Raw genomic sequence first — 26,574 nt, forward strand, 5'->3', positions numbered from 1 at the left:
CGCGCGTGACGTAGACCCGCATGCGGTCAATCTTCATGTCCCTGCCTCATGCACTGAAATAGGTGCGGCGCTGCAGGCGCGTCTGAACATAGAGACGTTCGCCATAGGTGCCGGGATTGTAGGAATTGGCGCTCTCCTGCACGGGCACGGAGAGATTGCCCTCGCTCGGGAAGCGCGCCACGAACTCTTCATCGATATCGCAGCCGAGACCGGGCGCATCCGGAACGGTCAGGAAACCATCGCGCTGCACGGGGTGCGGCACGATGGTGTGCGGTCGCCCTTCCCAGTCGTCATCGATCCGCTCCAGGATCAGCGCATTCGGAATGGAGGCCAGCACGTGCAGGGCAGCATATTCCGCGACGGGACCAAGCGAGCCGGAATGCGGCGCCATCTGGATGTGATGGGCCTCCGCCATGGCGGCGATCTTCTTCATCTGCGTGATACCACCGGCTCTGCCCGTATCCGGCTGGATGACATCCACCAGTTCCTGTTCGATCAACTGGCGTTCGCCGAAGATGGTTGCGGTGCGTTCGCCCGACGCCAGCGGAATGTGGGCGGCATCGCGGATGCGGCGGTAACCCTCCACATTGTCGGGGGCGATCGGGTCTTCCACCCACAGCAGTTCGTAAGGTTCAAGAGCACGCACCAGACGGCAGGCGTCAGCGGGCGTCATCCACGGCGGGCCGTGCAGGTCGATGGCAATGTCGATCTCGTCCCCCACGGCCTCGCGGAGCGCGGCAACCTTCCTGACCGGATTGGACACACCGCCGCACTTGATGGCCTTGATGCCGCGCGCCTTGACGGCCAGTGCCCGCTCCGGTGTATTCGCATGCGAATAGATCGGGATACGGTCGCGCACCTTGCCGCCGAGCAGCATCCAGACAGGCACGCCGAGCGCCTTGCCCTTGATGTCCCAGAGCGCCATGTCGATGCCGGTCATGGCACCGGCCCCCACCGTGCCGAGCATGCCATGCCCCATCATGGCGATCGCCATCTTCTGCCAGAGTTTTTCGATATGGGCGGGATCCTCGCCGATCAAGAGGGGCGCCAGGTCCTTGATGGCGGTTTCGATGACGCGCGGCCAGCCGGAGCATTCACCGATCCCGGTGACCCCCTCGTCCGTTTCGATCTTGAGAAACAGCCAGTTGCGGGTGCCCTCCAGCTTGTGCTGGGTGATGTGGGATGTGTGACCGTCAGATGCCCATTTGGAGGGATCCGGCTGACCGGCATGCATGAGAAAGGTGCGGATCGCAGTAATCTTCATCGGGCGGAACTCCCATTTCTGACAGGGGTGGGTTCGGTGTAGCGGAAACGGCGGGAGCGATCCCGATCGCGCGGATCGGGCCTCGGAATGGCGGAGAGAAGCGCCTGGGTATAGGGATGATCGGGTGCATTGCAGACCTTGTCCGCATCGCCGACTTCCACGATCTTGCCGCGATACATCACGCCGACGCGGCCGCACATGTAGCGGATGACACCGATATCGTGGCTGATGAAGATGTAGGCGAGCCCCAGTTCGTCCTGCAGTTTCATCAGGAGATCGAGCACCTGGAAGCGCACCGAGACATCCAGCGCGGAAGTTGCCTCATCGGCAACGATGATGCGAGGGTTGAGCGTGATCGCGCGGGCAATGCCGATGCGCTGGCGCTGACCGCCGGAAAAGGCATGGGGGTACCGTTCGCGCCCGCGCGGATCAAGCCCCACCTGTTCCATCAGATGACTGACCCGGTCGTCCAGTTCCTTGCCCCTGGCAATGCCGTTCACCAGCAGCGGCTCGCCGATGACCTGGGCAACCGTCATGCGCGGATTGAGCGAACCGAACGGGTCCTGGAACACCATGCGCAGTTCCCGGCGCGCCTCCTTCAGGGCCGCACCTTCGATCCGCGCCAGATCGACCACGCCGCCATCGGCCTTGCGATAGAGCATCTCGCCGGCCGTCGGATCATAAAGCCGCATGATGGCGCGGCCCATGGTGGTCTTGCCGGAGCCGCTTTCGCCGACGATGCCGAGCGTCTCGCCGGGCAGCAGCGAGATCGAGACATCGTCCAGAGCCTTCAGGCTGCCGAAGTGCTGCGAAAGGTTGCGCACCTCAAGGATCGGTTGGGCTGTTCGGTCCAAGGGCGCGCGGGCAAGCCGGATCTCCGCCTTCTGCTCCAGCTTCAGCACCGAGCCGATCAGCATCTTCGTGTAATCGTCCTGCGGCGCGTGGAAAATCTGCTCGACCGGACCGTATTCCCTGGCCACGCCGTGATGCATCACCAGCACGTCGTCGGCGATCTGCGCGACCACCCCCATGTCATGGGTAATGAACAGCACGGCCATGCCCGTCTGCTTCTGAAGCCTTGCAATCAGGTCGAGGATTTCCGCCTGCGTCGTCACGTCGAGCGCTGTCGTTGGCTCGTCGGCAATGAGAAGCTTCGGCTTGCAGGCAAGCGCCATGGCGATCATCGCACGCTGGCGCATGCCGCCGGAATACTGGAAGGCGTAGCGATCGATGGCCTGTTCGGGATTGGGTATTTCCACCTGCCGCAGCAGGTTGATTGCCTCGGCGCGCGCTTCTGCCTTCGTCATCTTCATGTGCAGGCGAAGGGCCTCGGTGATCTGGTCACCGACCGTATGCACCGGCGACAGCGAGGACATCGGCTCCTGGAAGATCATGGCGATGTCGCGTCCACGCACGGCGCGAATGGCCTTGCTGCGGGGATGGAGCTTCGCAAGGTCGACGGACAGACCGTCGGCTGTGTTGAGCATGATCGATCCGGAAGCGATCCGGCCGGGTGCATCGACAATCTGCAGGATGGAGCGCGCCGTCACCGATTTACCAGAACCGCTTTCCCCGACCACGCAGAGCGTCCTGCCGGCGTCGATCGAGAAAGAAAGGTCATTCACCGCCCGGAATACACCGGTTCTGAGTGGAAATTCGGTAACGAGGTTTCGCACTTCGAGCAGGGGTTTGCGGGCCGGCATCGGGAGAATATCGGACATCATCCGGCCCTCACTTGTTGTAGGGATCGGCTGCATCGCGCAGACCGTCGCCGAGCAGATTGAGCGCCATGACGGCGACGACGACCGCCAGTCCCGGCATGAACAGCCAGGGGGCCGTGGCAATCGAGCGGATATTCTGCGCCTCGCGCAGCAGCACCCCCCAGGAAATGGTCGGCGGCTGCAGGCCAAGGCCGAGGAAGGACAGCGACGTCTCGGCCAGGATCATCGCCGGAACAGCAAGCGTGACGGAGGCGATGATGTGGCTGGAAAAGCTCGGCAGCATGTGGCGGAAGATGATGCGGCCCTCCGAGACACCGTCGAGACGGGCGGCCGCCACGAATTCTTCCGTGCGCAGCGACAGGAAACGGCCACGCACCACGCGGGCAAGCTGTGCCCAGCCCGTGAGCGACAGGATGATGGTGATCATCATGTATTGCAGTGTCGCCGGCCAGCCCTGCGGAAGTGCTGCCGCCATGGCCAGCCAGATCGGAATGGTTGGCAAAGACAGCACGAAATCGATGATGCGCTGCATGACGAAATCGAGGCGCCCGCCATAATAGCCGGAGATGCCGCCGAGGATGATGCCGAGCATCAGCGAGATGAACACGCCGACCAGACCGATCGACAGCGAGATCTGTGCCCCCTGAATGACGCGGCTGTAGACATCGCGCCCCAGTCGGTCGGCGCCGAACAGGTAGATCGGCTGGCGCGGATCGGACGAGGCAAACAGGTGAATGCTGGTGTTGAACAACCCCAGAACCGAATAGTCGTACCCTCGTCCCAGCAGGCTGATCGGCACCTTGCGGCTCCGGTCTTCTGCAAAGATCGCGGCGAGCGTCTGCGGATCGCGCGTCAGCTTCAGGGGATGGAAATAGGGACCGATCGAAAAGCCGTTGCTGGTATCGATCAGATGGATCGGTTGCGGCGGATGGAACGTCGCTCTGGCGTTCTGCTGGTTCGGGTCGTTGATGGCGAAAAAGCCGGGAACGAGGGCCACGAGATACATGGCAACGGTGACCCAGAGTGCCACCATGGCGAGGCGGTGACGACGAAAGGCCCACCAGATCAGCTGCCATTGCGAGGCAACGGCGGCACGATCCGGCTGGATGCTGGTAATGGCGATATCAACCATGGTCGCGTGTCCTATTCGAGCCGGATGCGCGGATCGACCAGCGCAAGAAGAATGTCGCTGATCAGCGAGCCGATCAGGGTGAGCGCGCAGATCAGCAGCACGAAGGCGCCGGCGAGATACATGTCCTGCGCCATCAGCGACTGGAGCAACAAAGGCGCGGCGGTCGGCAGGTTGAGCACGATGGCGACGACCACCGAGCCGGAGATCAGGTTCGGCAGCAGCCAGGCAATGGTGGAGATGAAGGGATTGAGCGCAATGCGCATCGGGTACTTGGTGAGCAGCCTGAATTCCGAAAGCCCCTTGGCACGGGCCGTCGTCACATAGGGCTTCGGCAACTCGTCCAGCATGTTGGCACGCATCACGCGGATCAGGCTTGCGGTGGACGAGACGGCGAGAATGATCACCGGCAGCCAGAGATGCGCGAGAAGGTCCAGCATCTTGGCGATGCTCCAGGGGGCCGCCTCGAATTCATGGGAAAACAGCCCGCCGACATCCTGCCCGAACTCGACGGCCGCGACATACATCAGCACCAGCGCCAGCAGGAAGGACGGGACGGAAAGCCCGAAAAAGCTGAAGATGGTGAAGGCATAATCGCCGATGGAGTATTTGCGCACGGCCGAGTAGACACCGATCGGCAGCGCGATCGCCCAGGTCGCAAGCAGGCTGGCGATCGCCAGCACCAGCGTCAGCGCCATGCGTTCCCAGATAAGGCCGGAGACCGGCTGCTGCCATTCGAAGGAAATGCCGAAATCGCCGCGGGTGGCGATTCCCCAGATCCACTTGAAATACTGAACCAGCATCGGATCGCCGAGCCCGAAGCGCTCGCGCAGGCTGGCGGCCGTATTCTGGTCGATGATCTCGTTGGAGGCCGCCAGCGTGGCAATATAGGTCGTGACGTAATCGCCCGGCGGCAACTGGATCAGCACGAAGGCCAGGAAGCTGACGGCGAACAGGGACGGGATCATCCACAGCAGCCGCTTGGTGATGAATTTCAACATGGCATGCACTCGCAGACATCCGTCCGGTCAAACGGCTCACGGACAAAGCCCGGGCAGCCGATGAAGCGGTGTTGAATGGGGCGCCGCCCGCCTGCGGACGGCGCCGGCGTGTCAGGCTCAGCTCGTGAAGGTGAACTGCTGCGGAAGCGCAGGACCGGGGTTCGGCCAGGACCAGCTGTCCGGCTGCTTTTCGGGCACGTTGCGCAGATTGTTGCGGATCACGCCGAAGCCGCCGACGGCGAGGCAGACGCCGATGGTTTCGAACTCGTCTGCGGTGATATCGAAGAGCTGCTTCATGATGGCGCCGCGCTTGTCGAGATCGGCCGTGGAGCGGGCTTCGTCGAACAGCTTGAAGCGCTTCTTCTGGCTTTCCGGCGGTTCCTCGCCCTTGGCGCCATTGGAGGTGTACCACAGCGTCCACGGAATGGCGTAGCGGCTGCCCTGCGGGTGAAAGGCGAAGAAATCGCGCGGGTCGAGCATCGGATCGAGCCCGCCCGGACCGGGCCATACGGCGGCGTCGTGCGCGTTATCATCGCCGCGCGTATAGTAGAGGGCACGCTCGATGGTGTTGACCTTTACGTCAACGCCGATATTCGCCCAATGCGACTTCACCAGTTCCAGCGTATCCACGAGGTCGGGATAGAGCGTCGGGATCACGTCGATGGCGAAAAAGACCGGCTGGCCATCGGGACGCAGGCGAATGCCGTTCGCGCCCTTCTTGTCAAAGCCCGCCTTGTCCAGCAGGGCATTGGCCTTGTCCGGGGCGAACTCGGTAAACTGCCGTGCCAGCTTCTCGTGATACCAGGGATGGCTGGGGCGCGGTCCCGCCTGATAGGGCTCGCTTTGCCCGAAATAGACGATATCGATGATTTCCTGCCGGTTGATGCCGAGCGAAAGCGCCTGCCGGAACGACTTGTCGGCGAACATCTTGCGCATCGCCGCGTCCTTGTGGGTAATGTTCAGGTAGATCTGGCACTGCTGCGCGGCGGATGGCACCAGCGACAGCAGCCGGTAACCGCCCTTCTGCATGTTCTGCGACAGGGTCGGCTTGTTGGCCAGCACGCTGATATGGCGCTCCTGGATATCGATCTTGCCGGAAATCACGTTCAGCATCAGCGATTCGACATCCTGGCTGATGCCGAAGTTCAGCTCGTCGATGTAAGGCAACTGGTTGCCTTCGGTGTCGACCTGCCAGAAATACGGATTGCGGGTCATCACCACGCGCGTCGCGCCACCGGAATAGGGCTCCTTGACAACCCAGGGATCGAGCACCGGCTTTTCTGGATTGGACCAGCGCGACGGGATTTCGATGTCGCCGCACTTGGCGCGGAAGAGCTCCGTCCAGCTGGAAACGCCGGCCGCCTTCACCTCCGCATCGAGGCTGGCATTGTATTTCGGCAGGAACTTGCTGCAGTAGTGCTTGGCAAACAGCGTCGGATGCTGGCCAAGCGGCGTCGCCAGATTTTCCAGATAAAGCGCGTTCGGCGCGGCGAAGGTGAACCTGACGGTATGGTCATCGACCTTATCGACCACCACCGCCTTGCCGGCGACCGAAAGCTGGGCAGGCGTCGCGCTGTACAATTCCTTGTTCTTCACGCAGTCCTCGATGGCGAAAACGACGTCATCGGCGGTGAAGGGATGGCCGTCAGACCATTTGACCCCTTTCAGCAGATGAAAGGTGAAGACCGTGGCGTTGTCGTTCACTTCCCATTTTTCGGCAAGGTTGGGCAGAACCTCGGTGAATTCCATGTTCCAGCGCACCAGCCCCTGATTTCCGACCATGCGCAGGATGCCGTTGTGGTCAGACGAACCGCGCAGGCCGCGGCGGAGACTACCGCCATAAGTGCCGACCTTCTCGAACGGTTTCACGACCAACGGACTGGCCGGAAGGCGCTCGGAGAGTGGCGGCAGCTTGCCGTCCTTGACAAGAGCTGCCAGCTGCGGCGCCTCCTTTGCCGCTGCGGCAAATGCACCGCGCGGGGCAATCGAGAGGGCTGCTGCGGCCCCCATACCGGCCAGAACGCCACGGCGCGTGACGCCGCCTGCGTGTGAATCCTTTTCGTGCATCGCATTCTCCTCCCGCGATCCCTCGATAGGCCAGACGACAGGACGGCTCTCCCAAGCCATCGTCCGGCACGGCCCCTCCAAGGCCGGCGGGTGGACCATAGACAGCTTTTCAGATGATGACAAGTATTGACAGATTTTTACAGGATGAATATGCGTAAGCACCAACAGGGTCCGGTTGAGAGGGCCTGCGGGAGGAAAAACATGCCATTATCTGCCAGCGCTCGAGACAAGCTGAAGGCTGTTTCCACGGCGACACTGACCACGGTTCTGTTGAAGCGTGGGCTGCGCAATGTGTTCATCCGCGGCATTCACAAGATTAATCCACAAGCCCCTCGCATGGTCGGCGAAGCCTTCACATTGCGCTACATTCCGGCGCGCGAGGATCTCGATCACGTCGGCGCCTTCAACGACAGATCGCATCCGCAGCGCCGCGCCATCGAGGAATGCCCGCCGGACGCGGTTCTGGTCATGGACAGCCGCAAGGATGCGTCCGCAGCATCGGCAGGCGGCATTCTGGTCACCCGTCTGTGGAAGCGGGGCGTGGCCGGGGTGGTGACGGATGGCGGTTTCCGGGACACGCCCGATATTGCCAAGCTGCCGTTTGCCGCCTATCACGCGGCGCCATCGGCGCCGACGAACCTGATCCGCCATCATGCACTCGACATCAACCAGCCGATCGGATGTGGCGATGTCGCCGTCTATCCTGGTGACGTTATCGTTGGCGACGACGAGGGTGTCGTGGTGGTTCCCTCGGCGATTGCCGAAGACGTCGCCAACGAGGCCTTCGAACAGACGGTGTTCGAGGATTTCGTGGAGGAGAAGGTGAAAGCGGGACGCGGCATCTTCGGTCTTTATCCGCCCAACGCGGAGGCCGAGGAAGAGTATGCCGCCTGGCGGCGGGAAAAGGGACGGTAGATGGACAAACCGGAGTTGATCGCCCCCGCGCGCAACCAGACGCGCTTCAGCGACATCATCTACGAAAAGATCGTGGCGATGATTGCCGATGGGCGTTTTCCCGTGAATGAGCGTCTGCCATCCGAAACCAGTCTTGCGGGCATGCTTGGCGCCTCGCGCCCCGTCGTGCGCGAGGCACTGGAACGGTTGCGCAACGACGAACTCATCGTGTCCCGCAAGGGCTCCGGTTCCTATGTTCGCCAGCGACCAGACTCCTCCGTATTGACCCAGGTGCCCGTTGGTTCTTTGGCCGATGTGCAGCGCTTTTTCGAGTTTCGCGCCGGTCTTGAAGCGGAGGCGGCAGCGCTTGCGGCACGCAACTGGCAGCCGCAGGACAAGGCGCGGATCGAAGCAACCTTCGAGGCGCTGGAGCGATGTCTCCAGCGCAACGATCTCGGAGCCGATGAGGACCAGGCCTTTCACGATGCAGTGGCTCTGGCAACCGGCAACCAGTTTCACACGCTGGTGCGCGAATGGTTCAAGCCCCATATCGCGATCGGCATGTCGGTGACCCGGACTTTGAGCCTGAAGCGGACACCTGCCCATGTGCGTGCGGTCCAGGACGAGCATGCGGCCATCGTTGAGGCCATCTTCGACCGTCGGGAGGCAGAGGCGCATACGGCAATGAAGACGCATATCCTGAATGCACGGGCACGCATGTTCCAGGGTGTGTGACACCAACTCTTGATCACAGGCAGCAGCCGGGAGGGCTGCTGCAGGACCGGTGGCGCCAGCGCCGTACCGGATGGGGGGAAGTCATGTCGTCAACCATTGTTCATCCAGAAGCCCGCCATGTGCTGCGGACGCCACTGCATGTGGGAGAGTCTCCCACCTGGGATGATCGCACCGGCGATCTGTGGCTCGTCGACATTCTCGCCCCGGCGGTCGTCTGCATCCATGCTGATGGTCGCGAGTCCTTCTTTCGCATGCCTGCGCTGATCGGATGTCTTGCCCTGTGTGACAGCGGTCGGATCGCAGTTGCCCTTCAGACCGGTGTGCACCTGATGGACCCGGCCAGCGGCGCGCTCGAACTTCTGTGCAACCCGGATGGCGGACGGCCGAACAGCCGGCTCAATGACGGCAAGGTGGGGCCGGACGGTCACTTCTGGGTGGGAACCCGGGACGAGACCATTCCGCAGACGACCAATGGACGCCTCTACAGGATTGCTCCCGACGGCCGCTTCACGCAGGCCCTCGACGGACTGAAGACCTCCAACGGCCTTGCCTGGAGCCCGGACGGGCGCACGATGTTCCATTCCGACAGCAGCCAGCAGTTCCTGCAGAGTTTCGATTTCGATCCCGAAAGCGGCAGCCTCGGGCCACCCCGGCGCCTTCTCGATTTTACCAATGCCGAGGGGCGGCCGGACGGGGCGGCAACGGATATGGCCGGCTTCTACTGGAGCGCCGGCGTCCTGGACGGCAAGCTCAACCGGATTTCGCCCGATGGAGAGATTGTCGAAGTCTATCAACTCCCGGTCAGCGGCCCGACAATGCCATGTTTCGGGGGACCGGACATGCGTACCCTTTATGTGACGAGCCTTCGCCGCAAGGACGGCCTCATCGACGAGGAAGGCAGCGTGATTGCCTTCGAGGTCGAGGTTCCCGGCGTTCCCGTTCCCCGTTTTCCGATTTGATGCCGCAGAGCAACGAGAGGACTTCAATGAGCATGGACATGATCAAGGCCGCGCTTCAGGGCATCTCCGGCGTTCCCGTGACAGCCTATGATGCGCAGGGCAATGTCGAGCCGGCAGTAACGGCGAAGGTCTACCGGACGGTGGCGGATGCCGGCATCCACAATATCGTCGCCGCCGGAAACACTGGCGAATTCTACGCGCTGACGCCCTCGGAAATTCTTGCGGTCTACAAGGCCGCGATTGCTGGCGTCGGCGGCAAGGCGCCGGTCACAGCCGCGATCGGTCGCTCGCTGCGTGAGGCCGCGGAGATGGCACGGCAGGCTAGGGATATGGGAGCGGCCGCGGTCATGTCACATCAGCCGGTCGATCCTTTTGCCGCGCCCCATGCGCAGATCGACTATTTCCGGAGCCTTGCAGACCTCTCGCCGCTGCCGCTTGTCGCCTATGTCCGCGCGGAGGGCTTCTCCGTCGACGACATGGTGCGACTCGCAGGCCACGCAAACGTCGCAGGTATCAAGTTTGCCACCACCGATCTGATCCTCCTGTCGCGGGCCATCGCAGCAGCGGATCCCGCCGGCGCGATCTTTGTCTGTGGCCTCGCCGAAAGCTGGGCGCCCGCGTTTGCGTCCGTCGGCGCCAGGGGCTTCACCTCCGGCCTCGTCAATGTCGCGCCCCAGTTCTCACTGATGGTTCTGGCGGCATTGCAGAAGGGCGATTTCGAGGCTGCACGCGCGACAGTCTCACGGATAGAAGCTTTCGAGCGCATGCGCACCAAGTATCGCAACGGTGCAAATGTGACGGTGGTAAAGGAGGCGGTGGCCATGATGGGTGTACCGGTCGGGCCCGTTCGCGTCCCTGGCCTGCCGCATCTGGATGCCGCCGACCGCAAGGAACTGGCGGGCCTTCTCGAAACCTGGGGCTTGCTTGGCTGATCACATTGCAACGGCCAAACGGGCGGGGAACCTTGAACGGGTCGGTTCTTCGGCCTTGGTCATGCCTGCAACGCAAACGCCCGTAAGCCGGTCAACGCACTGCCGGGCACGGTAAAGGCCCCCGCGCCAGGGCGACGGTGAATGTGGCCCGGTTCACGGGTTCAGCCCCGCGCAGCGGGCGGTGTTGCGGATATGCGTTTCCATCGCGTGTCTTGCCTCCGCACCGTCATTGGCGCGCAGGGCCTCGATGATGCGGCGGTGCTCCGCGATCGATTCGCGCATCCGCTCCGGATCCGTCATCGGGATCGGTTGGCGCTGCGTCTCGGTGATCAGATCCCGCACGGTCTGATACAAGGCCTGCAGCATCTGGTTCGAGCAGGCGGACACGATGGTCGCGTGAAACGAGAGATCGGCCTCGACGTTCGAGAGAACATCCTGCTTTGCCCAGCATTCCTCCATGGTTTCCGTTGCCGCCTCCATCTCGCTCAGCTGCCGCTGGGTCAGGCGGCCGGAGGCAAGCCGGGCAATTTCGCCCTCGAGAAAGATACGGGTCTGGAATACGTCGAAGGCCGAATAGCTTTGCGAGTAGCGCCACGGCGCCATATGCGCGGAGGGGCCGGCGGCGCGGTCGGCCGGTGATGTCACGAAGGTGCCCCGCCCGGCCTCCGTCTTCACGAGCCCCAATGTTTCAAGCGTCAGCAAGGCTTCCCGCAGGGAGGCGCGACTTACGCCGAGCCGCTCCGACAGTTCGCGCTGCGACTGGATCCGCTCCCCCGGTTTCAGGGCACCGGTCTGGATCATTGTCTGAATTTCCCGTGCCACCGTCTGCGGCAAAAGCGTCTTGTTGAGCATGTCCTGCCGTTCCCGCAGCCCGTCCCTCGTGTCGGAGCAATCTATTTTCTACAGACCATCTTGCAAAGCGCCAAGAGCCGTGCTTGTCTGGCCTTACTGGTCTGACCAGTTAGACCAATGTATGTGACATCGCGCATCAAATAACAAGGGGAACTTCATGACACGCGTGACTACATTCGCCGCCGCTCTCCTGGCCGGCCTCACCTCTCTCTTCGGCCTGCAGACGGCGCAGGCTGCCGATCTCACCGTCGGCGCCAACATCGGCAACGTTCCCTGGGAGTTTCAGGATGCCAGCGGCAAGGTGGTGGGCTTCGAGATCGATCTCGTCACAGAAATTGCCAAGCGCCTCGGCAAGTCGGTGGAATTCGTCAATACGCCCTTCAACGGCCTCTTCCCGGCCGTCCAGTCGGGCCGCATCAACATGGCCGTATCCTCGATCACCATCACCGAGAAGCGCCTGCAATCCGTCTCCTTCGCACAGCCCTATTACGACAGCGACCAGTCGCTGACGGCGACCGCGAAATCCGGGATCAAGAGCCTGAAGGACATGGGCGGCAAGGTGGTCGGTGTCGATACCGGATCGACCGGCGACATGTGGGCGGAAAAGAACAAGGGCGAATACAAGTTCGGCGACATCCGCCGCTTCGAAGGCCTGTCGCCCGCCATGCTCGACCTCGTCGCCGGCCGGATCGACGGCTATATCAGCGATATCCCGGCGCTTCTCTACTACGTCAAGGACAAGCCGGAATTGAAGGTCGTCGAGCGCATCCCGACCGGCGAGAAATATTCGATCATGTTCAACAAGGGCGATCCGCTGGCCACCCAGGTCAACGACGTCATCACGTCGCTGAAGAAGGAAGGCTTCATCGCCAAGCTGCACGAGACGTGGTTCGGCGCCAAGGCGGAAGCCTCGACCTCGACCGTGATGGTCGCCGACATGCCCAAGGGCAAGTAAGGGCTTGATGCGCCGGCGGATCCGCCAAGGGTCCGCCGGCTTTATGGAGCCAGAGCGGCATGAATCTCGTCAATACCTTCTTCAATGCGGGGGTTTTCCTCGAAAGCCTGCCCCAGCTTCTGTGGGGTCTCGTCGTGACCCTGGAAATCGGGCTGGTCAGCATCGTTGCCGGCCTCGTCGGCGGGCTCGTGCTGGCGGTGGCGCGCCTCTATAGCCCGGCCTTGATCCGGCTCTTCATCCGCGCCTATGTGGATGTGTTCCGGTCCATTCCACTGCTCGTCCTGCTGATCGTCGTCTACTATGCGCTGCCGTTCGTCGGCATCCGCCTGTCCCCCTTCTTTTCGGCGGTCACGGCGCTGTCGCTTGTATCCGCCGCCTATACCGCGGAAATCTTCCGGGCCGGGATCGAGGCCATTCCGCATGGACAGTTCGAGGCATCGGCGGCGCTCGGCCTGTCCAACCGGCACACGATGGTCGATGTCATCCTGCCGCAGGCGATCCGCATCGTCATTCCGCCGCTGACCAATAACTGCATCAACGTGCTGAAGGACACCGCGCTCGCCTCGGTGGTGGCCATGCCGGACCTGCTGAAGCAGGCAACGCAGGCACAGGCGCTTGCGGCCAACCCGACGCCGCTGATCGGCGCTGCCGCAATCTATGTCCTGCTTCTGTGGCCCATGGTGGCCGTGGTGTCGCGGCTCGAGACGCATTTCAGCCGGGGGAAACGCTGATGACCGTCACCGCACGAACCATCATCTCCGTCCGCGGACTGGTGAAATCCTATGGCACGTTCACCGTGCTGCACGGCATCGATCTCGATATTGCCGAGGGCGAGGTGGTCTGCGTCATCGGGCCGTCCGGATCGGGCAAGTCCACCCTCATCCGCTGCATCAATCACCTGGAAGCCTTTTCGCCGGAGAGCATCATCACGGTCGACGGCATCCAGGTGAAGCCGGGTGCGGCGCTGGCAAAGGTGCGGGCAGAAGTCGGCATGGTGTTCCAGTCCTTCAACCTGTTTCCGCACATGACGGTACTGAAGAACGTCATGCTGGCGCCCATGCGGGTGCGCGGCATGGCGGAGGCCGAGGCCGCCCAAAAGGCCCGCGAGCTTCTGGCGCGGGTCGGCATTGCCGAGCAGGCCGACAAATATCCCGGCCAGTTGTCGGGTGGCCAGCAGCAGCGCGTCGCGATTGCCCGCGCCCTTGCCATGCAGCCGAAGGTCCTTCTCTTCGATGAGCCGACATCCGCACTCGATCCGGAAATGGTCGGCGAAGTTCTCGATGTCATGCGCCGCCTGGCCGGAACCGGCGTCACCATGGTCGTCGTCACGCACGAGATGGGCTTTGCCCGGCAGGTCGCGGACCGCGTCATCTTCATGGATGGCGGACGTCTGGTGGAGATGGGATCGCCATCGACCATCTTCGACACCCCCCGCGAAGAGCGCACCCGCAGCTTCCTGCGTGCCGTACTCAATCACTAGAAACAATCAGGTCCCCGGAGGACAACATTCCATGGCAGAAACCCCATCCCTCGATCTCGGCTTCGTGCGCAGCCAGTTTCCGGGCCTTCACAGAGGCTGGACCTTCTTCGACAATGCCGGCGGCTCGCAGATCCTCAAGGGCGCGCTGGAGCGGATCAACAGCTTCCTGATCGAGCGCAATGTCCAGATCGGCGGGTCCTACGAAGTTTCGCAGAACGCGGCCAAGGCGCTCTACGAGGCGCGCACGGCCGCCATGCATCTCGTCAACGCAAGGCGGCCGGAAGAAATCGTGTTCGGCAGCTCCACCACCGCCCTCCTGCAGAACCTGGCGCGCGCCATGCAAAGCCAGCTTGCGGAAGGCGACGAGATCATCGTGACGATCAGCGATCATGAATCGAACATCGGCCCCTGGGATCGCCTCCAGGCCAATGGGGTGAGGCTGAAGGTCTGGCCGCTGAACAGGGACACGCTGACGCTCGACCTTGCCGATCTCGAGCCTCTGATGAGCGAGCGCACGCGCCTGGTCTGCGTCACCCACGCCTCCAACATCCTGGGCTCCATCAATCCCATCCGCGAGATTGCCGATTTCGTGCATGCACGCGGCGCCCGGCTGTGCGTGGATGCGGTAGCCTATGCGCCACACCGGCTGGTCGACGTGCAGGCCTTCGATGCGGATTACTACGTCTTCAGCCTCTACAAGACCTATGGGCCGCACTATGCGTTGATGTACGGTCGCTACGAGCATCTGCTGGAACTGGATACGCTCTATCACTATTTCTACGGCAAGGATAAGGTTCCGGGAAAGCTGGAGCCGGGCAATCCGAACTACGAGCTGGCCTATTCCACCTGCGGGATCGTCGATTACCTTGCGACACTCGGCGCCATGGCCGGAAATGACGGCAGCATTCGCAGCCGCATCGAAACGGCCTTCACGGCAATCACCGCCCATGAGGACAGGCTGACAGAACGGCTCTTGTCCTATCTGCGCTCCCGCAACGACTGCCGCATCATCGGCCAGAGCCGGAATCGCGGAAGCCTGCGCGTTCCCACGATCGCCTTCCGATTCGACGGGCGCAATGCCGCAGATCTCTGCGCTGCCATGGACCGGGAAAACATCGCCATGCGTTTCGGCGACTTCCACTCGCGGCGGCTGGCCGAATATCTCGATCTCACCGACCACGGCGGGATGCTGCGCGTCTCCATGGTGCATTACAATACGCTGGAGGAGGTCGATCGCTTTACTGCGGCGCTCGACCGCATTCTCTCAGGTGATACGGGGCTTGCCAAGGCCGGTTAAGAGGGACCCTGACCCATGCGTTTCGACACGATCATCCGCAATGGAACCGTTGCAACCGCAAGCGATACCTTCGTCTGCGATATCGGCATAAGAGATGGCCGCATCGTGGCTCTTGCCTCAGGGCTTGAGGACGCGACAGACATCATCGATGCCGCCGGGCTGTTCGTGCTGCCCGGCGGCATCGACAGCCATGTGCACCTCGCCCAGCCCTCCGGCGAGGGGATCGTGATGGCCGATGATTTCGACACTGGCACGCGATCCGCCGCCATCGGCGGCAACAGCACGGTCCTGGCCTTCTGCATGCAGGAAAAAGGCCAGACGCTGCGCGAAGCACTGAAGGCATATCATCGCAAGGCGGAGGACAGGTGCCATGTGGATGTCGCCTTCCACCTGGTGATCACCGATCCGACCCCGGACGTACTTGGACAGGAACTGCCGGCCCTTGTCGAGGACGGCTACACGTCGCTGAAGGTCTTCATGACCTATGAAGGCCTGCGGCTGCGCGACGACGAGATTCTCGCCACACTCGATGCTGCCCGTCGCACCGGCGCCCTGGTGATGGTTCACTGCGAGAACGAGGATGCCATCCGCTATCTGATCGGCCGCCACGAGGAAGAAGGCAAGCTCGCTCCGCGTTATCATGCGACAACGCGCCCGATCCCCGCGGAACGGGAAGCAACGCACCGCGCTCTGTCACTTGCGGAAATCGTCGACGTCCCCATCGTCATCGTGCATGTGTCCAATCGCGAGGCAATGGAGGAAATCCGCCGGGCGCGGCAGCGCGGCCAGAAGATCGCCGGGGAAACCTGTCCGCAATATCTGATGCTGACCGCCGACGACCTCGACCGCGACGCACTGGAAGGCGCCAAATATGTCTGCTCGCCGCCCCCGCGTGACAAGGCGAGCCAGCAAGCCTGCTGGGAGGGGCTGGAACAGGATGTGTTCGACCTCTTTTCCTCGGACCACTGCCCGTTTCGCTATGACGATGCCGAGGGCAAGCTCAACGAGAAGGGCAAGCGACATTTCCGCTGGATTCCGAACGGCATTCCGGGCGTTGCAACCCGCCTGCCCATCCTGTTTTCCGAGGGCGTCATGAAGGGTCGCATCACCCTCAACCAGTTCGTGGCGCAGACATCCACCAACCACGCCAAACTCTACGGGCTCTATCCGCGAAAGGGAACGATCGCCGTTGGCGCCGATGCGGACATCACGCTGTGGGATCCGGACAAGCGGGTCCGGATCACCAATGACCTTTTGGCCCATGGCGCCGACTACACGCCCTATGAGGGCCTTGAGGTCAGAGGCTGGCCCGTCCGCCTCCTGGTCCGCGGCCGCACCGTCATGGCCTCTGGAGCAATGGTGGCGGAGGGCACGACAGGCATCTATCTGCCGCGAGACAGATCCGGCCTGGTGCGTCAGCAGAAGCCGGACGCTTCGGTCTGACGCCTCTTGCACAGCCCACGGCGGCAAAGCATGTCGCGAGGGGCTGGATCAGATGCGTTAACGCGACGGGAATGACAGTTTCCCGTCGTCGCCTGTCGATGCTGGAGCGGACCGTTCCGCTGCCACAGCGGCAGTCCGCTCGGCCTCGCGGCTATTCCTCGACGATCGTGTTGCGCAGCGTGCCGAGCCGGTCGATCTCGACCTCGACGACATCGCCGGGCTTCATCCACAGCGGCGGATTGCGCTTGGCGCCAACCCCGCCCGGCGTGCCGCTGACGATCACGTCGCCGGCTTCCAGCCGGGTGAAGCTCGAGCAGTATTCGATCTGGCGGGCAATGTCGAAGATCATCTGCGCGAAGGTCGCATCCTGCACCACCACACCGTTCAGGCGTGTCTGCAGGCGAAGCTCCGGCAGGGGACCAAGCTCGTCCGGCGTCATCATCCACGGACCGAAGGCACCGGTATCGGGGAAATTCTTGCCCGGCGTGAACTGGTGGGTGTGATACTGGAAATCGCGGATGCTGCCGTCATTGTAACAGGCATAGCCCGCAACATGGTCCATGGCGTCGGCGCGGGAAATGTAGCGACCCGGCTTGCCGATGATGACGGCGAGTTCGCCTTCAAAATCGAGATGCGTCGAGACCTTCGGACGCACGATCGGCGCCAGATGACCGATCTGGCTGTTGGCGTAACGTCCGAAAATCGTCGGATGCTCCACCTCGGCGCGGCCGGTTTCCTTACGGTGCATCTCGTAGTTCAGGCCGACACAGATGATCTTGTCCGGGTTCGGAATGACCGGCAGCCACGTGACCTCGGAAATGGGTGTCGTTGCAGCCGGCGCCACGGCCTCTGCGACCCCATCCAGACCGGCAGTGACGGCGGACTTCAGGTCAGGGTAGCGCGCGGCCAGAACGGCTCCGGTGTCGTGAAAGGTGTCGCCCTCGACGACGCCCCAGGTGGGGCGTCCCGCAAGCGTGACGGTCGAAAGTCTCATGGAAGTCTCCTTTGTCGGAACGGTGAGGGGCGTCGATCACGCCCGCTGCATATGGTCGGGAAGGTGGCTGATCCGGCGGAAGCGCTCGATCGTCCGATCCGGGAAGATGAGAGCGAATGCGGAGATCGCACCGAGGATCAGGATGGCGGCCGTGAACAGCATGGCATTGGCATAGCCTGCCGAAACATGATCCGGCCCCGCCGTCTGGACGATGGTGCCCGTCAGCGCATTCGAGACGAGCGCCGACGCAGCGTTGGCCGAATAGATCACCACAATCAGGCGGCCGCGCTGCACGGCCGGCGCAATCGCCCCGAGCGTGATCGGGCCATAGATCGTCGTGAGGCTCGGCGCGGCAAAGGCAATGGCGATGCAGGCAAGCTGCAGCGGACCGCTGACATAGCACGAGGCCGCCAGCGCCAGGCCACTGATCAGCAGCGCATAGCCGGAGGCGCTGCCGAGGGTCACCCGCTTGCTGACACCCTTCTGCAGCATGCGCTGGGCAATCCACGAGCCGAGCAGGAGGAGCGGCGACTGGAAGACGTAGACCGCCGAGATGATCGAACCGGTCTGCGTCTGCGAATAGCCGAGGCCCTGCTGCAGGAAGGGGGGGAGCCAGGTGGCGGACATCCCAACGATCCAGTAGGACATCGTCGACATCAGGATCACGCCGATCACGGTCGGATCGAGCCACAGTTTTGCGGCGGGAACCGGCGACTGGTCAGATTGAGGTCCCTTCTCGACATGCGACGTGGCATGCGGGCCCTCGCCGCCGATCATCAGCCAGGCGACGATCCAGACAAGGCCGATCAGGCCGCAGAACAGGAAGCCGGTACGCCATCCATAGGTGACGATGATGTAGGTCAGCAGCGGCCCACCTGCGAGCAGACCGACGCTGATGCCCTGCAGCACGATGGCACTCGGCACGGAGCGCTTGTCAGCCGCAAACCAGTTGTGGCAGGCATGCAGCGCCGTGGGAAGGCCAGGCCCCTCGCCGAGGCCGAGCAGGATGCGGCAGGCCACGAGAACGGTGATGGAACTCGTGAAATAGATCGGGATCTGCGTGAGCGACCAGATCGCGGCGAGGGCGACGAGGATCCATTTGACCGGCACGCGACCGATGACGAACAGACCGACCAGCACGCCCGAAATCGAGAACAGCAGGAAGAAGCTGCTGCCAATCAGGCCGAACTGCTGCGGCGAAATGGCCAGTTCCTTCATCATCGGCACGGCGGAAAGGCCGAACACCAGCTTGTCGAAGAAATTGAGCGTTTGAAACAGGAACAGAAGCAGAAGCACGGCGTAGGGACGCCATGTCTGGGTCTGTGATATCTGCGTGTGCGGAATGGTCGTCATGTTCTCCTCCAGAATGACGGATCACACCTTTTGAAGCCGCTCAGGCCGAGATGGCCGTGCAGGCAGCTTCGAGCAGGTCTTGAATGTGCGTGAGATCGGATGCGGCGCCGTAGACGTAATGGTCCGGGCGCACGACGGCGGCGATGGCCCCATGCCTGTCGAACCAGGCAGCCAGAACGCCGTCGCGTTCGCGAAGGACGGCGGCGTCAGTCGTTCCGGCATCCGCCGGCGCGATGAGCCGCGTATCGATGTCCGGGAAACGGGGCGCATGGCCGGCAAGATCGGTTGCCGTCACGTGGCGGGCATCGAGCACGAGGCGCCAGACGGGTCCGGTCAGCCTGTCGAGCAACTGGTCACCGTCCTCCGTCAGCACCGCCGGCTGCGGGAACAGCAGGCCCCGCGCCGGAACCCCTTCGGCGGCGATCAGCCCGTCTTCCAGCGGCGGTACGATATCCTGCCGCGTCAGCCTCAGCGGCTTGCCACCGCCATCGACCAGAATGCGCGCGTCGCGCTCGGCGGCGGCCTGCGGATCACGCTCGCAGATCGCCTGACCGATGGCCTTGATCCTGCCGGTCAGCGTCTGCACGTGTTTCTTGCGCTCGACGGTATAGGTGTCGAGCAGCGCATGGGAGGAAGCACCCTTCAGGATGCGGTCCAGACGCCAGACGAGATTGGCGACATCCCTCAGCCCCTGGCACATGCCCTGACCGATGAAGGGCGGCTGCTGATGCGCGGCATCACCGGCGATCACCACGCGACCCTTGCACCAGTCATCAGCGACCAGCGCATGGAACCGGTAGGCTGCGGCGCGCCACAACTCACCCTGGTCCGGCGTCAGCCAGCGCGACAGCAGGCGCCAGACATTCTCCGCTTCGGTCATGACGCGCGGATCCTCGCCCGGCAGCAGCATGATTTCCCAGCGACGATGGTTGCCCGGCCCCATCACATAGCTTGCCGGGCGCGAGGGATCGCAATATTGCGCCGAGCTTTGCGGCAGCCGTTCAAGAGCCTCCTCGTGGACCTTGACGTCGATGACGAGCCAGGGCTCGTCGAACACCAGATCTTCGAGCGTGATGCCTGCAAGTTCCCGCACGCGGCTGGAAGCACCGTCGCAGCCGATGAGGTAGCGCGCAGCAACATTGCGCGTCGCGCCCTCCGCCGTCTTCAAAGTCACCGTCACGCGCTCGGTACCGGCATCGAAGGCCGTCAGTTCGGTTCCCAGTTCGATCGTCACGTTGTCGAAGCTGTCCGCATGCCGGCGCATCACCGCCTCGACCGGCGGCTGGGTAAACACCATGCTCGGTGTGTAGCCGAGCGGATAGGGCGGTGGCACCATGTCGATGTGGCGGATCAGTTGTCCTTGCGCGCCGTAATGTTCGGAAGCGGTGAAGGGGGCAATGAAGGGCATCACCTCCTCGGCAATGCCCATATTGTCGAAATGCCGGAGGATTTCGTGGTCGATGGCAATGGCTCGCGGCTTGTCATAGATGTCCGTCAGACGGTCGACCACGAGAACCCGGTGTCCGCGGGCGCCGAGCATGCCGGCAGCCACCGCGCCGGCCGGGCCGAAGCCGGAAATGAGGACATCATAGGTCTCGGGAAAGAGGGTATTGTCAGTCACGGCAAAGATCTCTTCAGCGAATAGGGCAAGGCATCAGGCGCGGGCGAAGGGAACGGCAAGCTGGGCCTTCTTGCAGGCCTCGCTCTTCGGCGGGGCGATGCCCCAGTGATCGGTACGGCCAGGCGGCCAGACCCATTCGTCCGGTCCCTTGACGCGGTAGTCATCATCGACCTGCAGCACTTCGGCGGTGTATTCGATGACAACGCCATGGGGATCGACGAAATAGGCAAACACGTTGTCACCCGGACCGTGGCGCCCGACGCCCCAACCGATGGGATGACCCTTGTCGACCACCAGGCCGGAGCCCCGCATGACGGATTCGAGATCAGGCATCAGGAAGGCAATGTGGTTGAGGCCATTGACCGGCGCCTCAGCCAGCACCACGGCATGATGATCGTCATTGCAGCGCAGGAAGGCCATCATCTTGGACCGGTCGGTCAGGCGGAAGCCGAGAACATCGCGATAGAATGCCGAAAGCGCTTCGATGGCGGTGCTGTTGATATTGACATGCGCCAGCCGCTGGACCCGGTTGGCCACGCCCCTGCCCTCCCGCCGCTTGTCGCCATGCACGAATTCCAGAACCGAGCCCTGCGGCTCGCGGATCACAAGGCGGATGCCGCCCGCCGGACCGTCCGCCGGACCGATGTCGCGCAGGATCTCGCACCCCGAATCCGCCGCGCGGGTCCGCAACGCCTCAAGCTCGTCCCGGGCACGGACGCGGAAGGTGATCTTGCGCAGTTCGGAAGCGTCGCCGGCCTTCAGTTCCAGGACATGGAAATCGTCGCCAGTTGCCGCCAGAAACACCTTGCCCTGATGTTCGCCGACCTGTTCCAACCCCCAGATGCGGGTATAGAAATCGACGGAAGCGGGCAGATCGGGCGTTGAGATCTCCACGCTGCGCAGCGCCGTGATCGGAAAGTCTGTCATCGGGATGCCTCGTCGAGCGCCAGGAATGCGGATGCGTTGTCAACGGTGAGCTTTTGCCGGAGGTCAGGCCGATCGAAGGCCTCCTCCAGCCGGGCGAGAGGGTCAGCCTCCCGGAAATTGAAGGGATAGTCGGTGCCGATCACCACGCGGTCCTCGCCGAAGACGGCAACGAGGCGTCGCAGCGTTTCGGTGTCGAACACCAGACTGTCCACATAAAGCCTGCGCGCCAGCTCAACGGGAGAGGATGCCATGCTGTCCTTGAGCGCCGGGAAGCAGGCATGCGCCTGTTGCAGCCGGGGCAGCAGCGACAGAAGTGTGCCGCCGCCATGGCTGAACGCAATCCTCAATCGAGGAAACGTGGCAAGAAGCCCGCCGGTGATGGCAGAGGCCGCGGCAAGCCCGACATCCGTCGGATAGGCGAGCGCCTGCTGCAGCGCGGCAGGCCCCACCAGCCGATCCATGCCGGCGGGACGCACCGCATGGACGAAGACGGCGGCTCCCAGCCGTTCGGCCTCGGCAAAGAAAGGGAGGAACCGGGGATCGCCGATCACGGCGCCATTGATGTTGCTGCCGATCTCCACGCCGCGAAGGCCGAGTTCGCCCATGGCGCGATGCAGTTCGCGGATGGCAAGGTCGATATCCTGCAAGGCCACACCGGCAAGACCGACAAAGCGGCCCTGCCCTTCCGCCACCAGCGCGGCAATCGTATCATTGACGTAGCGGACGAGATCATCGGCGGCATGCGGATCGAGCCAGTAGCCGAACAGTTCCGGCATCGGCGACAGGGCCTGCACCGCGATGCCCATCCGGTCCATGTCCTCGATCCGGCGGCTTGCCACCCAGCAGGCATCGCTGATCGTGCGATAGGGCTTGTCGTCGATGACGACCGTCGCATGACAGGCATCAGCAGGCACAACAGACGGCCAGCCGCGGGTGGACTGACCGAGCGACGGCAGCGGAAACCGGCCCGGCACCACATGGCAGTGAATGTCGATCCCACGGCATGCGCAGCCACCCGTATGGATCCCGCTACCCTTCAACCTCTCCGCCATCATCTCCGCCTCCCAGCTTTCCTTCGTCATATTCTGGATATTTCTTCATCGCAAGGCAAAATTTATAAATTTTTTTTGGAACGACAAAGATGTATAGAAAGAGTGGCGAAATGGAATGGGGAAACATGACGACGGAGCTGCAAGCCAAATCCAGCGAGAGCCCGGCAACGCTGGCGACCAGCGTTTACGAACGGCTGAAGACGGACATTCTTGAAACGCGTCTGGAACCCGGCCGGAAGCTGCAGCTACGCTTTCTGACCGAGCATTACGACGCCGGCCAGACGCCGCTTCGGGAAGCGCTCAACCGGCTGACGACCGAAGATCTCGTCATCGGCAAGGAGCAGCGCGGCTTTTTCGTGAAACCCGTCAGCCTCGAGGAGCTTCGGGAACTCACCAAGACGCGACGCTGGGTGGAAGGCTTGGCACTGAAGGAATCCATGGCCAATGCAACCCCGGAGTGGGAGGAAGCGCTGCTGGTCGCCCACCACCGCCTGGAGCGCACCCCGCGTTCGCTTGATCCGGAAAAATTCGAGAACAATCCGGAATGGGAGCGTCTTCACCGGATCTTCCATGCGCTTTTGATCGGCAATTGCGGGTCACGGCCGCTGATCGGCTTTTGCGAACAGCTGGCCGACCGGCTGCAGCGCTATCGGGCGCTTTCCAGCCGCAAGGCCTTTCGGGTCCGCAATGTGGCGCAGGAGCATGCCGACATCCTGAAAGCCGTGCTGCAGCGGGATGTCGGCGAGGCCGTGAGACTGCTGGAACACCATTACAGCCAGACCGCCGATTTCATTCTGGAGGATCTGAAGAACGCCGCTGCGCTGCACGGCAAGGCAGCGGCGCTTTAGGATTGAGCGCCGTCAGCCTGGCATGTTTTCCTGAATGAATTGCAGGATGTCGGGTCCGAGGCTTTCGTCTGGGGTGCCGACATGCTCGATGATCGAGATGTGGTTGTGCCCGAGCGCCGTCTTAAAGGGCGGCAGCCTGCCGTCGCGGGCAAACAAGGCATCGATCAGACGTTTGTTTTGCCGCTGGATCTGCGGCATGTCGAATTCGGCAACAGCGAGAAAGACCGGCAGCCTGCGATCGCTGATGTGGCGGAGGATCGACATGGCGGGATATCGGCTCGCGTCGTCGCCGTAATAGGCCTTGTCTGCAGGCGAAAGATCCTCGGTATCGGCGGTCGGCACCGAGATGAGGATCAGACCCCGAACCCCGTCATCGGGCTTGCCGGCGGAAGTGATGACGCCATAGGTGGCCGCGTGGGTCGCACCGGCCGAGTTGCCGGAGACGAAGATGGCCGAGATGTCTCCCGGATGCTGGTCCGGATGCTCCCGCAGCCAGCGGACGGCCTTTCCGATATCCTCACCGCCGGACGGGAAACGGGCCTGTGGCGCAAAGCCGTAATCGATCAGCACCGTTTCGATGCCGTGGCGGGCAAAATAATAGCCGACATGCGCCACGTCCGCCTTGTCCCCCCGCACGAATCCGCCGCCATGCGCGAAAACCAGAATGGGTGGCTTGGTTCCCGCCGGTACGGTCTGCGGCAGGTAGAGATCCAGCCGCTGCCGCTCGCCCTCGCCGTATCGGATGTCCCGGACGACGCTCACCCCGTCCTTCGGCGCGGCGTCGTGCAGCGGCCGGTAGAGGTCGCTCACGCCCTTGACCACATCCGGACCGAGCCTGTCGCCGAAGGCACGCACAGCCGCACCCACCGAGGGCGGATTGGCCGCCATCTGGGCCCGAACACCTCCGCCGCCAAGCAGAAGGCAGCCGAGCGCCACCGCCGTTACACAACCTCGCAACATCACGTCTCCTCCTCAAACGGGTTGCGCACCGGCCTCCCCGCCGGTTGCGCAACCGCAAAGCCGAGCACTCCCCTCGGCAGAGCCTTCGAACAGCCTCTGGCCGCAGCGTCAGGCCGGCATTCCCGGTGCAGCGCGGAAACCCGCCTTTTCAATGCCGGCGATTGCGCAGGCCTCGTCCTTATCGCCGATGTCCCCGGAAATCCCGACGGCGCCGATTACCGTGCCGTCAGCGTCCAGAATGAGCACACCGCCCGGCGAGGGCACCATCCGGCCGGCGCTGACCGAGGCGAGAACGGTGATGAATGTCGGGTTCTTGGCGGCGCGCTCGGTCAGCTCGCGGGTCCCGAACCCCATGCCGAGCGATCCCCAGGCCTTTCCGTAGGCGATGTCGAAGCGCACGATGCCGGCACCATCCTCGCGCTGGAAGGCAACCAGATGGCCGCCGGCATCGAGAACGGCCACGACCAGCGGCGCAAGCGAACGGGAACGGGCCTCGGAAAGGGCGGTTTCGATGATGGTGATCGCATCGGAAAGTTTGAGCATGTCGGAATGTCCTTGAGAAATGAATCAGCGGTGGACGGCCTGCCAGCGCAGCAGGCGCCGCTCGGCCATGGAAAGAAGACGGCTGCCACACAGCCCGATGGCACCGAGGATGACGATGCCGGCGAAGAGATCGGCGGACCGGAAGCTGCGGCTTGCCGCCAGAATGCTCTGCCCGAGTCCCGCGCGGCTTGCCAGCATTTCCCCAACCACCGCCAGAACGAGCGAGATGGTGAGGCCGAGCCGCAGGCTGGCAAGGATCATCGGCATCGCGCTCGGCAAGGCCAGCTTCCAGATCACCTGGAACCGGCTGAGGCCCAGCACCGCGCTGACCTCGTAGAGGCGCGGCTCCATGGCGGCAAAGCCGTGGATCGTGGCCAACAGCATCGGCCACAGCGCCCCGAAGGCAATGACGACCAGCACCATCTGGTCGGAGAAGCCGAGAAAGGCGATGGCAACCGGGATCATCGCCGAAGCAGGCAGCGGACGCAGCAGTTCCAGCGTCGGCGCAATGAAGGCGCGAGCCCGGCGCGAAATGCCAATGAGCGCGCCGAGCAACACACCGACGGCGGAGGCCAGCAGCCAGCCATACAGCATGCGTTCCACCGTCTCGACGGTCTGCGCCAGAAGCGGACCACCGGACAAGCCCTTGACGAGCGCGGCATAGGTGCGCTCCGGTCCCGGAAAGAAGATCGGCGAGATCAGCCTGGCGTCGGTCACCAGCTTCCAGCCCAGGATAAAAAGCACGAGCGTAAGAACCCCAAGTGCAAGCTTGCGGAAGGAAAGGCGGTTCATCGTGGCTCTCCGCGTCCATGTGCCGGGAACAGTCGACGCTGGGTCGCATTCAGCAACAGGCTGAGCAGCCAGCCAACGGCACCGATCCACAGCAGGTAGGCAAACATTTCTGCCGGTCGCAGTGCCTGCTGCGCCATCATGATGCCATAGCCGAGCCCCTGGGGATTGGCGGTGATCTCCACCGTCACCGCCACCACCAGCGCATAGCCGGCGGCAAGCTTCAGCGACATGAAAAGTTGCGGCAGAATGGCCGGCAGCACGATCTTCACCAGCCGCGCCGCAAAGCCCAACTGCATGACTCTGGACACCTCCATCAGGCGCGGCTCCACCTCCTTGACCGCTGCCCGCGCCAGCACCACCGAGGGCCACAGCATCCCGATGGTAATGATGACGATTTCCATCTGCGCTCCGAAGCCGAGCAGCATCATGGTGACGGGAATGAGCGCAACGACCGGCACGGGGCGCAGCAGTTCGATGGTGAGGTCCAGAAGGTCATCGGCAATGCGGAAAAGGCCAAGCAGGATGCCGATAAACGAGCCGAGGCCGACGCCGAGCGCGCAGCCGGCAGCCGCCGCCTTCAGCGTATCCAGCGTCGCCCGTGCCAGCGATCCGTCGGTGAGGATTGCCGCAAGGGCCCGGGCGATGTCGGCAGGGCTGGCCAGGGTATCGCTCTCAAGCTGCGTCGCGGTTGCGGCAACCTGCGCGGCAAGGATCAGGCCGACGGGCAGCAGGGCCGCACGCCAACAGGTGTGCAT

Annotated in this window: 25 protein-coding genes; 10 read left to right on the forward strand and 15 right to left on the reverse strand. The window is 63.1% G+C overall.

From position 1 onward, the window contains the following. Window positions 1-46: 46 nt before the first annotated feature. The 5 genes from FNA46_RS21410 to FNA46_RS21430 all read right to left on the reverse strand — a co-directional run bounded on the left by FNA46_RS21410 (window position 47) and on the right by FNA46_RS21430 (window position 7,182). Window positions 47-1,264, reverse strand: a complete 1,218-nt coding sequence (locus FNA46_RS21410) for a mandelate racemase/muconate lactonizing enzyme family protein (protein ID WP_143127249.1) — start codon at window positions 1,262-1,264, stop codon at window positions 47-49. Continuing rightward, window positions 1,261-2,985 (reverse strand): ABC transporter ATP-binding protein, encoded by a 1,725-nt coding sequence (locus tag FNA46_RS21415; RefSeq protein ID WP_185969950.1) that lies wholly within the window; start codon window positions 2,983-2,985, stop codon window positions 1,261-1,263. Before FNA46_RS21415 ends, FNA46_RS21410 begins: the two co-directional genes overlap by 4 nt. Before the next feature lie 10 nt (window positions 2,986-2,995). Further along, a complete protein-coding gene (locus tag FNA46_RS21420) occupies window positions 2,996-4,117 on the reverse strand; it encodes an ABC transporter permease (RefSeq protein WP_143127250.1) in 1,122 nt (373 codons plus the stop codon). An 11-nt stretch (window positions 4,118-4,128) separates the two neighbouring features. Further along, on the reverse strand, window positions 4,129-5,115 hold the full coding sequence (locus FNA46_RS21425; protein ID WP_143127251.1) for an ABC transporter permease: 987 nt from the start codon (window positions 5,113-5,115) through the stop codon (window positions 4,129-4,131). Window positions 5,116-5,232: 117 nt separating this feature from the next. After that, on the reverse strand, window positions 5,233-7,182 hold the full coding sequence (locus tag FNA46_RS21430; RefSeq protein WP_143127252.1) for an ABC transporter substrate-binding protein: 1,950 nt from the start codon (window positions 7,180-7,182) through the stop codon (window positions 5,233-5,235). Between the two features lie 201 nt (window positions 7,183-7,383). On the opposite strand from FNA46_RS21430, the gene FNA46_RS21435 reads away from it, so the two are divergent. From FNA46_RS21435 to FNA46_RS21450, 4 genes are all read left to right on the forward strand, one after another. Then, complete coding sequence (locus FNA46_RS21435; protein ID WP_143127253.1) at window positions 7,384-8,097, forward strand: ribonuclease activity regulator RraA; 714 nt, start codon at window positions 7,384-7,386, stop codon at window positions 8,095-8,097. Further along, window positions 8,098-8,811, forward strand: a complete 714-nt coding sequence (locus FNA46_RS21440; protein ID WP_143127254.1) for a FadR/GntR family transcriptional regulator — start codon at window positions 8,098-8,100, stop codon at window positions 8,809-8,811. It begins immediately after the preceding gene. 83 nt (window positions 8,812-8,894) lie between these two features. After that, a complete protein-coding gene (locus FNA46_RS21445; protein ID WP_143127255.1) occupies window positions 8,895-9,770 on the forward strand; it encodes an SMP-30/gluconolactonase/LRE family protein in 876 nt (291 codons plus the stop codon). A gap of 26 nt (window positions 9,771-9,796) precedes the next feature. After that, the gene (locus FNA46_RS21450) at window positions 9,797-10,702 is read left to right on the forward strand and encodes a dihydrodipicolinate synthase family protein (protein ID WP_143127256.1); all 906 of its coding nucleotides are present in this window, start codon (window positions 9,797-9,799) and stop codon (window positions 10,700-10,702) included. Window positions 10,703-10,855: 153 nt separating this feature from the next. Here the strand turns inward: FNA46_RS21450 and FNA46_RS21455 are convergent, their stop codons facing one another. Beyond that, entirely contained in the window at window positions 10,856-11,554 is a 699-nt protein-coding gene (locus FNA46_RS21455; protein ID WP_143127257.1) for a FadR/GntR family transcriptional regulator, read from the reverse strand. A 157-nt stretch (window positions 11,555-11,711) separates the two neighbouring features. Here FNA46_RS21455 and FNA46_RS21460 point away from each other — a divergent pair, with 157 nt between their 5' ends. Genes FNA46_RS21460 through hydA form a run of 5 tightly spaced genes read left to right on the forward strand, consistent with a single transcriptional unit; the run spans window position 11,712 to window position 16,729 of the window. Beyond that, window positions 11,712-12,509 carry a transporter substrate-binding domain-containing protein gene (locus FNA46_RS21460; protein WP_143127258.1) on the forward strand — a complete coding sequence of 266 codons (798 nt, stop codon included), beginning with the start codon at window positions 11,712-11,714 and terminating at the stop codon, window positions 12,507-12,509. Between the two features lie 59 nt (window positions 12,510-12,568). Beyond that, window positions 12,569-13,240, forward strand: a complete 672-nt coding sequence (locus FNA46_RS21465) for an amino acid ABC transporter permease (protein WP_143127259.1) — start codon at window positions 12,569-12,571, stop codon at window positions 13,238-13,240. Further along, on the forward strand, window positions 13,240-13,989 hold the full coding sequence (locus FNA46_RS21470) for an amino acid ABC transporter ATP-binding protein (protein WP_143127260.1): 750 nt from the start codon (window positions 13,240-13,242) through the stop codon (window positions 13,987-13,989). The genes FNA46_RS21465 and FNA46_RS21470 overlap by 1 nt, the downstream gene beginning before the upstream one ends. 31 nt (window positions 13,990-14,020) lie before the next feature. Next, on the forward strand, window positions 14,021-15,286 hold the full coding sequence (locus FNA46_RS21475; RefSeq protein WP_143127261.1) for a cysteine desulfurase-like protein: 1,266 nt from the start codon (window positions 14,021-14,023) through the stop codon (window positions 15,284-15,286). A gap of 15 nt (window positions 15,287-15,301) precedes the next feature. Then, a complete protein-coding gene (gene hydA / locus FNA46_RS21480) occupies window positions 15,302-16,729 on the forward strand; it encodes a dihydropyrimidinase (RefSeq protein ID WP_143127262.1) in 1,428 nt (475 codons plus the stop codon). A gap of 151 nt (window positions 16,730-16,880) precedes the next feature. Here hydA and FNA46_RS21485 read toward each other — a convergent pair whose 3' ends face one another. From FNA46_RS21485 to FNA46_RS21505, 5 genes are all read right to left on the reverse strand, one after another. Further along, a complete protein-coding gene (locus FNA46_RS21485; RefSeq protein ID WP_143127263.1) occupies window positions 16,881-17,723 on the reverse strand; it encodes a fumarylacetoacetate hydrolase family protein in 843 nt (280 codons plus the stop codon). A gap of 36 nt (window positions 17,724-17,759) precedes the next feature. Beyond that, complete coding sequence (locus FNA46_RS21490; protein WP_143127264.1) at window positions 17,760-19,076, reverse strand: MFS transporter; 1,317 nt, start codon at window positions 19,074-19,076, stop codon at window positions 17,760-17,762. A gap of 40 nt (window positions 19,077-19,116) precedes the next feature. Continuing rightward, entirely contained in the window at window positions 19,117-20,616 is a 1,500-nt protein-coding gene (locus FNA46_RS21495; protein ID WP_246103275.1) for a bifunctional 3-(3-hydroxy-phenyl)propionate/3-hydroxycinnamic acid hydroxylase, read from the reverse strand. A 114-nt stretch (window positions 20,617-20,730) separates the two neighbouring features. Next, entirely contained in the window at window positions 20,731-21,624 is an 894-nt protein-coding gene (locus FNA46_RS21500) for a VOC family protein (RefSeq protein ID WP_143127266.1), read from the reverse strand. Then, a complete protein-coding gene (locus FNA46_RS21505) occupies window positions 21,621-22,706 on the reverse strand; it encodes an amidohydrolase family protein (RefSeq protein ID WP_246103263.1) in 1,086 nt (361 codons plus the stop codon). The genes FNA46_RS21500 and FNA46_RS21505 overlap by 4 nt, the downstream gene beginning before the upstream one ends. Before the next feature lie 95 nt (window positions 22,707-22,801). Between FNA46_RS21505 and FNA46_RS21510 the strand changes: the two genes are divergently transcribed. Next, complete coding sequence (locus FNA46_RS21510) at window positions 22,802-23,524, forward strand: GntR family transcriptional regulator (protein WP_143127267.1); 723 nt, start codon at window positions 22,802-22,804, stop codon at window positions 23,522-23,524. Between the two features lie 12 nt (window positions 23,525-23,536). Here the strand turns inward: FNA46_RS21510 and FNA46_RS21515 are convergent, their stop codons facing one another. The 4 genes from FNA46_RS21515 to FNA46_RS21530 form a co-directional block, all read right to left on the reverse strand. Continuing rightward, entirely contained in the window at window positions 23,537-24,484 is a 948-nt protein-coding gene (locus FNA46_RS21515) for an alpha/beta hydrolase (RefSeq protein ID WP_143127268.1), read from the reverse strand. 108 nt (window positions 24,485-24,592) lie between these two features. Further along, complete coding sequence (locus FNA46_RS21520) at window positions 24,593-25,027, reverse strand: GlcG/HbpS family heme-binding protein (RefSeq protein ID WP_143127269.1); 435 nt, start codon at window positions 25,025-25,027, stop codon at window positions 24,593-24,595. 24 nt (window positions 25,028-25,051) lie between these two features. Continuing rightward, complete coding sequence (locus FNA46_RS21525) at window positions 25,052-25,819, reverse strand: ABC transporter permease (protein WP_143127270.1); 768 nt, start codon at window positions 25,817-25,819, stop codon at window positions 25,052-25,054. Continuing rightward, complete coding sequence (locus FNA46_RS21530; RefSeq protein WP_246103265.1) at window positions 25,816-26,574, reverse strand: ABC transporter permease; 759 nt, start codon at window positions 26,572-26,574, stop codon at window positions 25,816-25,818. Before FNA46_RS21530 ends, FNA46_RS21525 begins: the two co-directional genes overlap by 4 nt.

The sequence above is a fragment of the Affinirhizobium straminoryzae genome, from assembly GCF_007004135.1.
In the GTDB taxonomy this organism is placed as follows: domain Bacteria; phylum Pseudomonadota; class Alphaproteobacteria; order Rhizobiales; family Rhizobiaceae; genus Neorhizobium; species Neorhizobium straminoryzae.

Bases quoted from the DNA above. Each gene is read 5' to 3' on its own strand.
- FNA46_RS21485 (WP_143127263.1), bottom strand. From the start codon at position 17,723: ATGAGACTTTCGACCGTCACGCTTGCGGGACGCCCCACCTGGGGCGTC.
- FNA46_RS21465 (WP_143127259.1), top strand. From the start codon at position 12,569: ATGAATCTCGTCAATACCTTCTTCAATGCGGGGGTTTTCCTCGAAAGC.
- FNA46_RS21510 (WP_143127267.1), top strand. From the start codon at position 22,802: ATGACGACGGAGCTGCAAGCCAAATCCAGCGAGAGCCCGGCAACGCTG.
- FNA46_RS21445 (WP_143127255.1), top strand. From the start codon at position 8,895: ATGTCGTCAACCATTGTTCATCCAGAAGCCCGCCATGTGCTGCGGACG.
- FNA46_RS21490 (WP_143127264.1), bottom strand. From the start codon at position 19,076: ATGACGACCATTCCGCACACGCAGATATCACAGACCCAGACATGGCGT.
- FNA46_RS21410 (WP_143127249.1), bottom strand. From the start codon at position 1,264: ATGAAGATTACTGCGATCCGCACCTTTCTCATGCATGCCGGTCAGCCG.
- FNA46_RS21420 (WP_143127250.1), bottom strand. From the start codon at position 4,117: ATGGTTGATATCGCCATTACCAGCATCCAGCCGGATCGTGCCGCCGTT.
- FNA46_RS21435 (WP_143127253.1), top strand. From the start codon at position 7,384: ATGCCATTATCTGCCAGCGCTCGAGACAAGCTGAAGGCTGTTTCCACG.
- FNA46_RS21505 (WP_246103263.1), bottom strand. From the start codon at position 22,706: ATGACGAAGGAAAGCTGGGAGGCGGAGATGATGGCGGAGAGGTTGAAG.
- FNA46_RS21430 (WP_143127252.1), bottom strand. From the start codon at position 7,182: ATGCACGAAAAGGATTCACACGCAGGCGGCGTCACGCGCCGTGGCGTT.
- FNA46_RS21415 (WP_185969950.1), bottom strand. From the start codon at position 2,985: ATGTCCGATATTCTCCCGATGCCGGCCCGCAAACCCCTGCTCGAAGTG.
- FNA46_RS21500 (WP_143127266.1), bottom strand. From the start codon at position 21,624: ATGACAGACTTTCCGATCACGGCGCTGCGCAGCGTGGAGATCTCAACG.
- FNA46_RS21425 (WP_143127251.1), bottom strand. From the start codon at position 5,115: ATGTTGAAATTCATCACCAAGCGGCTGCTGTGGATGATCCCGTCCCTG.
- FNA46_RS21530 (WP_246103265.1), bottom strand. From the start codon at position 26,574: ATGCACACCTGTTGGCGTGCGGCCCTGCTGCCCGTCGGCCTGATCCTT.
- FNA46_RS21450 (WP_143127256.1), top strand. From the start codon at position 9,797: ATGAGCATGGACATGATCAAGGCCGCGCTTCAGGGCATCTCCGGCGTT.
- FNA46_RS21455 (WP_143127257.1), bottom strand. From the start codon at position 11,554: ATGCTCAACAAGACGCTTTTGCCGCAGACGGTGGCACGGGAAATTCAG.
- hydA (WP_143127262.1), top strand. From the start codon at position 15,302: ATGCGTTTCGACACGATCATCCGCAATGGAACCGTTGCAACCGCAAGC.
- FNA46_RS21520 (WP_143127269.1), bottom strand. From the start codon at position 25,027: ATGCTCAAACTTTCCGATGCGATCACCATCATCGAAACCGCCCTTTCC.
- FNA46_RS21470 (WP_143127260.1), top strand. From the start codon at position 13,240: ATGACCGTCACCGCACGAACCATCATCTCCGTCCGCGGACTGGTGAAA.
- FNA46_RS21460 (WP_143127258.1), top strand. From the start codon at position 11,712: ATGACACGCGTGACTACATTCGCCGCCGCTCTCCTGGCCGGCCTCACC.
- FNA46_RS21495 (WP_246103275.1), bottom strand. From the start codon at position 20,616: ATGCTCGGCGCCCGCGGACACCGGGTTCTCGTGGTCGACCGTCTGACG.
- FNA46_RS21440 (WP_143127254.1), top strand. From the start codon at position 8,098: ATGGACAAACCGGAGTTGATCGCCCCCGCGCGCAACCAGACGCGCTTC.
- FNA46_RS21515 (WP_143127268.1), bottom strand. From the start codon at position 24,484: ATGTTGCGAGGTTGTGTAACGGCGGTGGCGCTCGGCTGCCTTCTGCTT.
- FNA46_RS21475 (WP_143127261.1), top strand. From the start codon at position 14,021: ATGGCAGAAACCCCATCCCTCGATCTCGGCTTCGTGCGCAGCCAGTTT.
- FNA46_RS21525 (WP_143127270.1), bottom strand. From the start codon at position 25,819: ATGAACCGCCTTTCCTTCCGCAAGCTTGCACTTGGGGTTCTTACGCTC.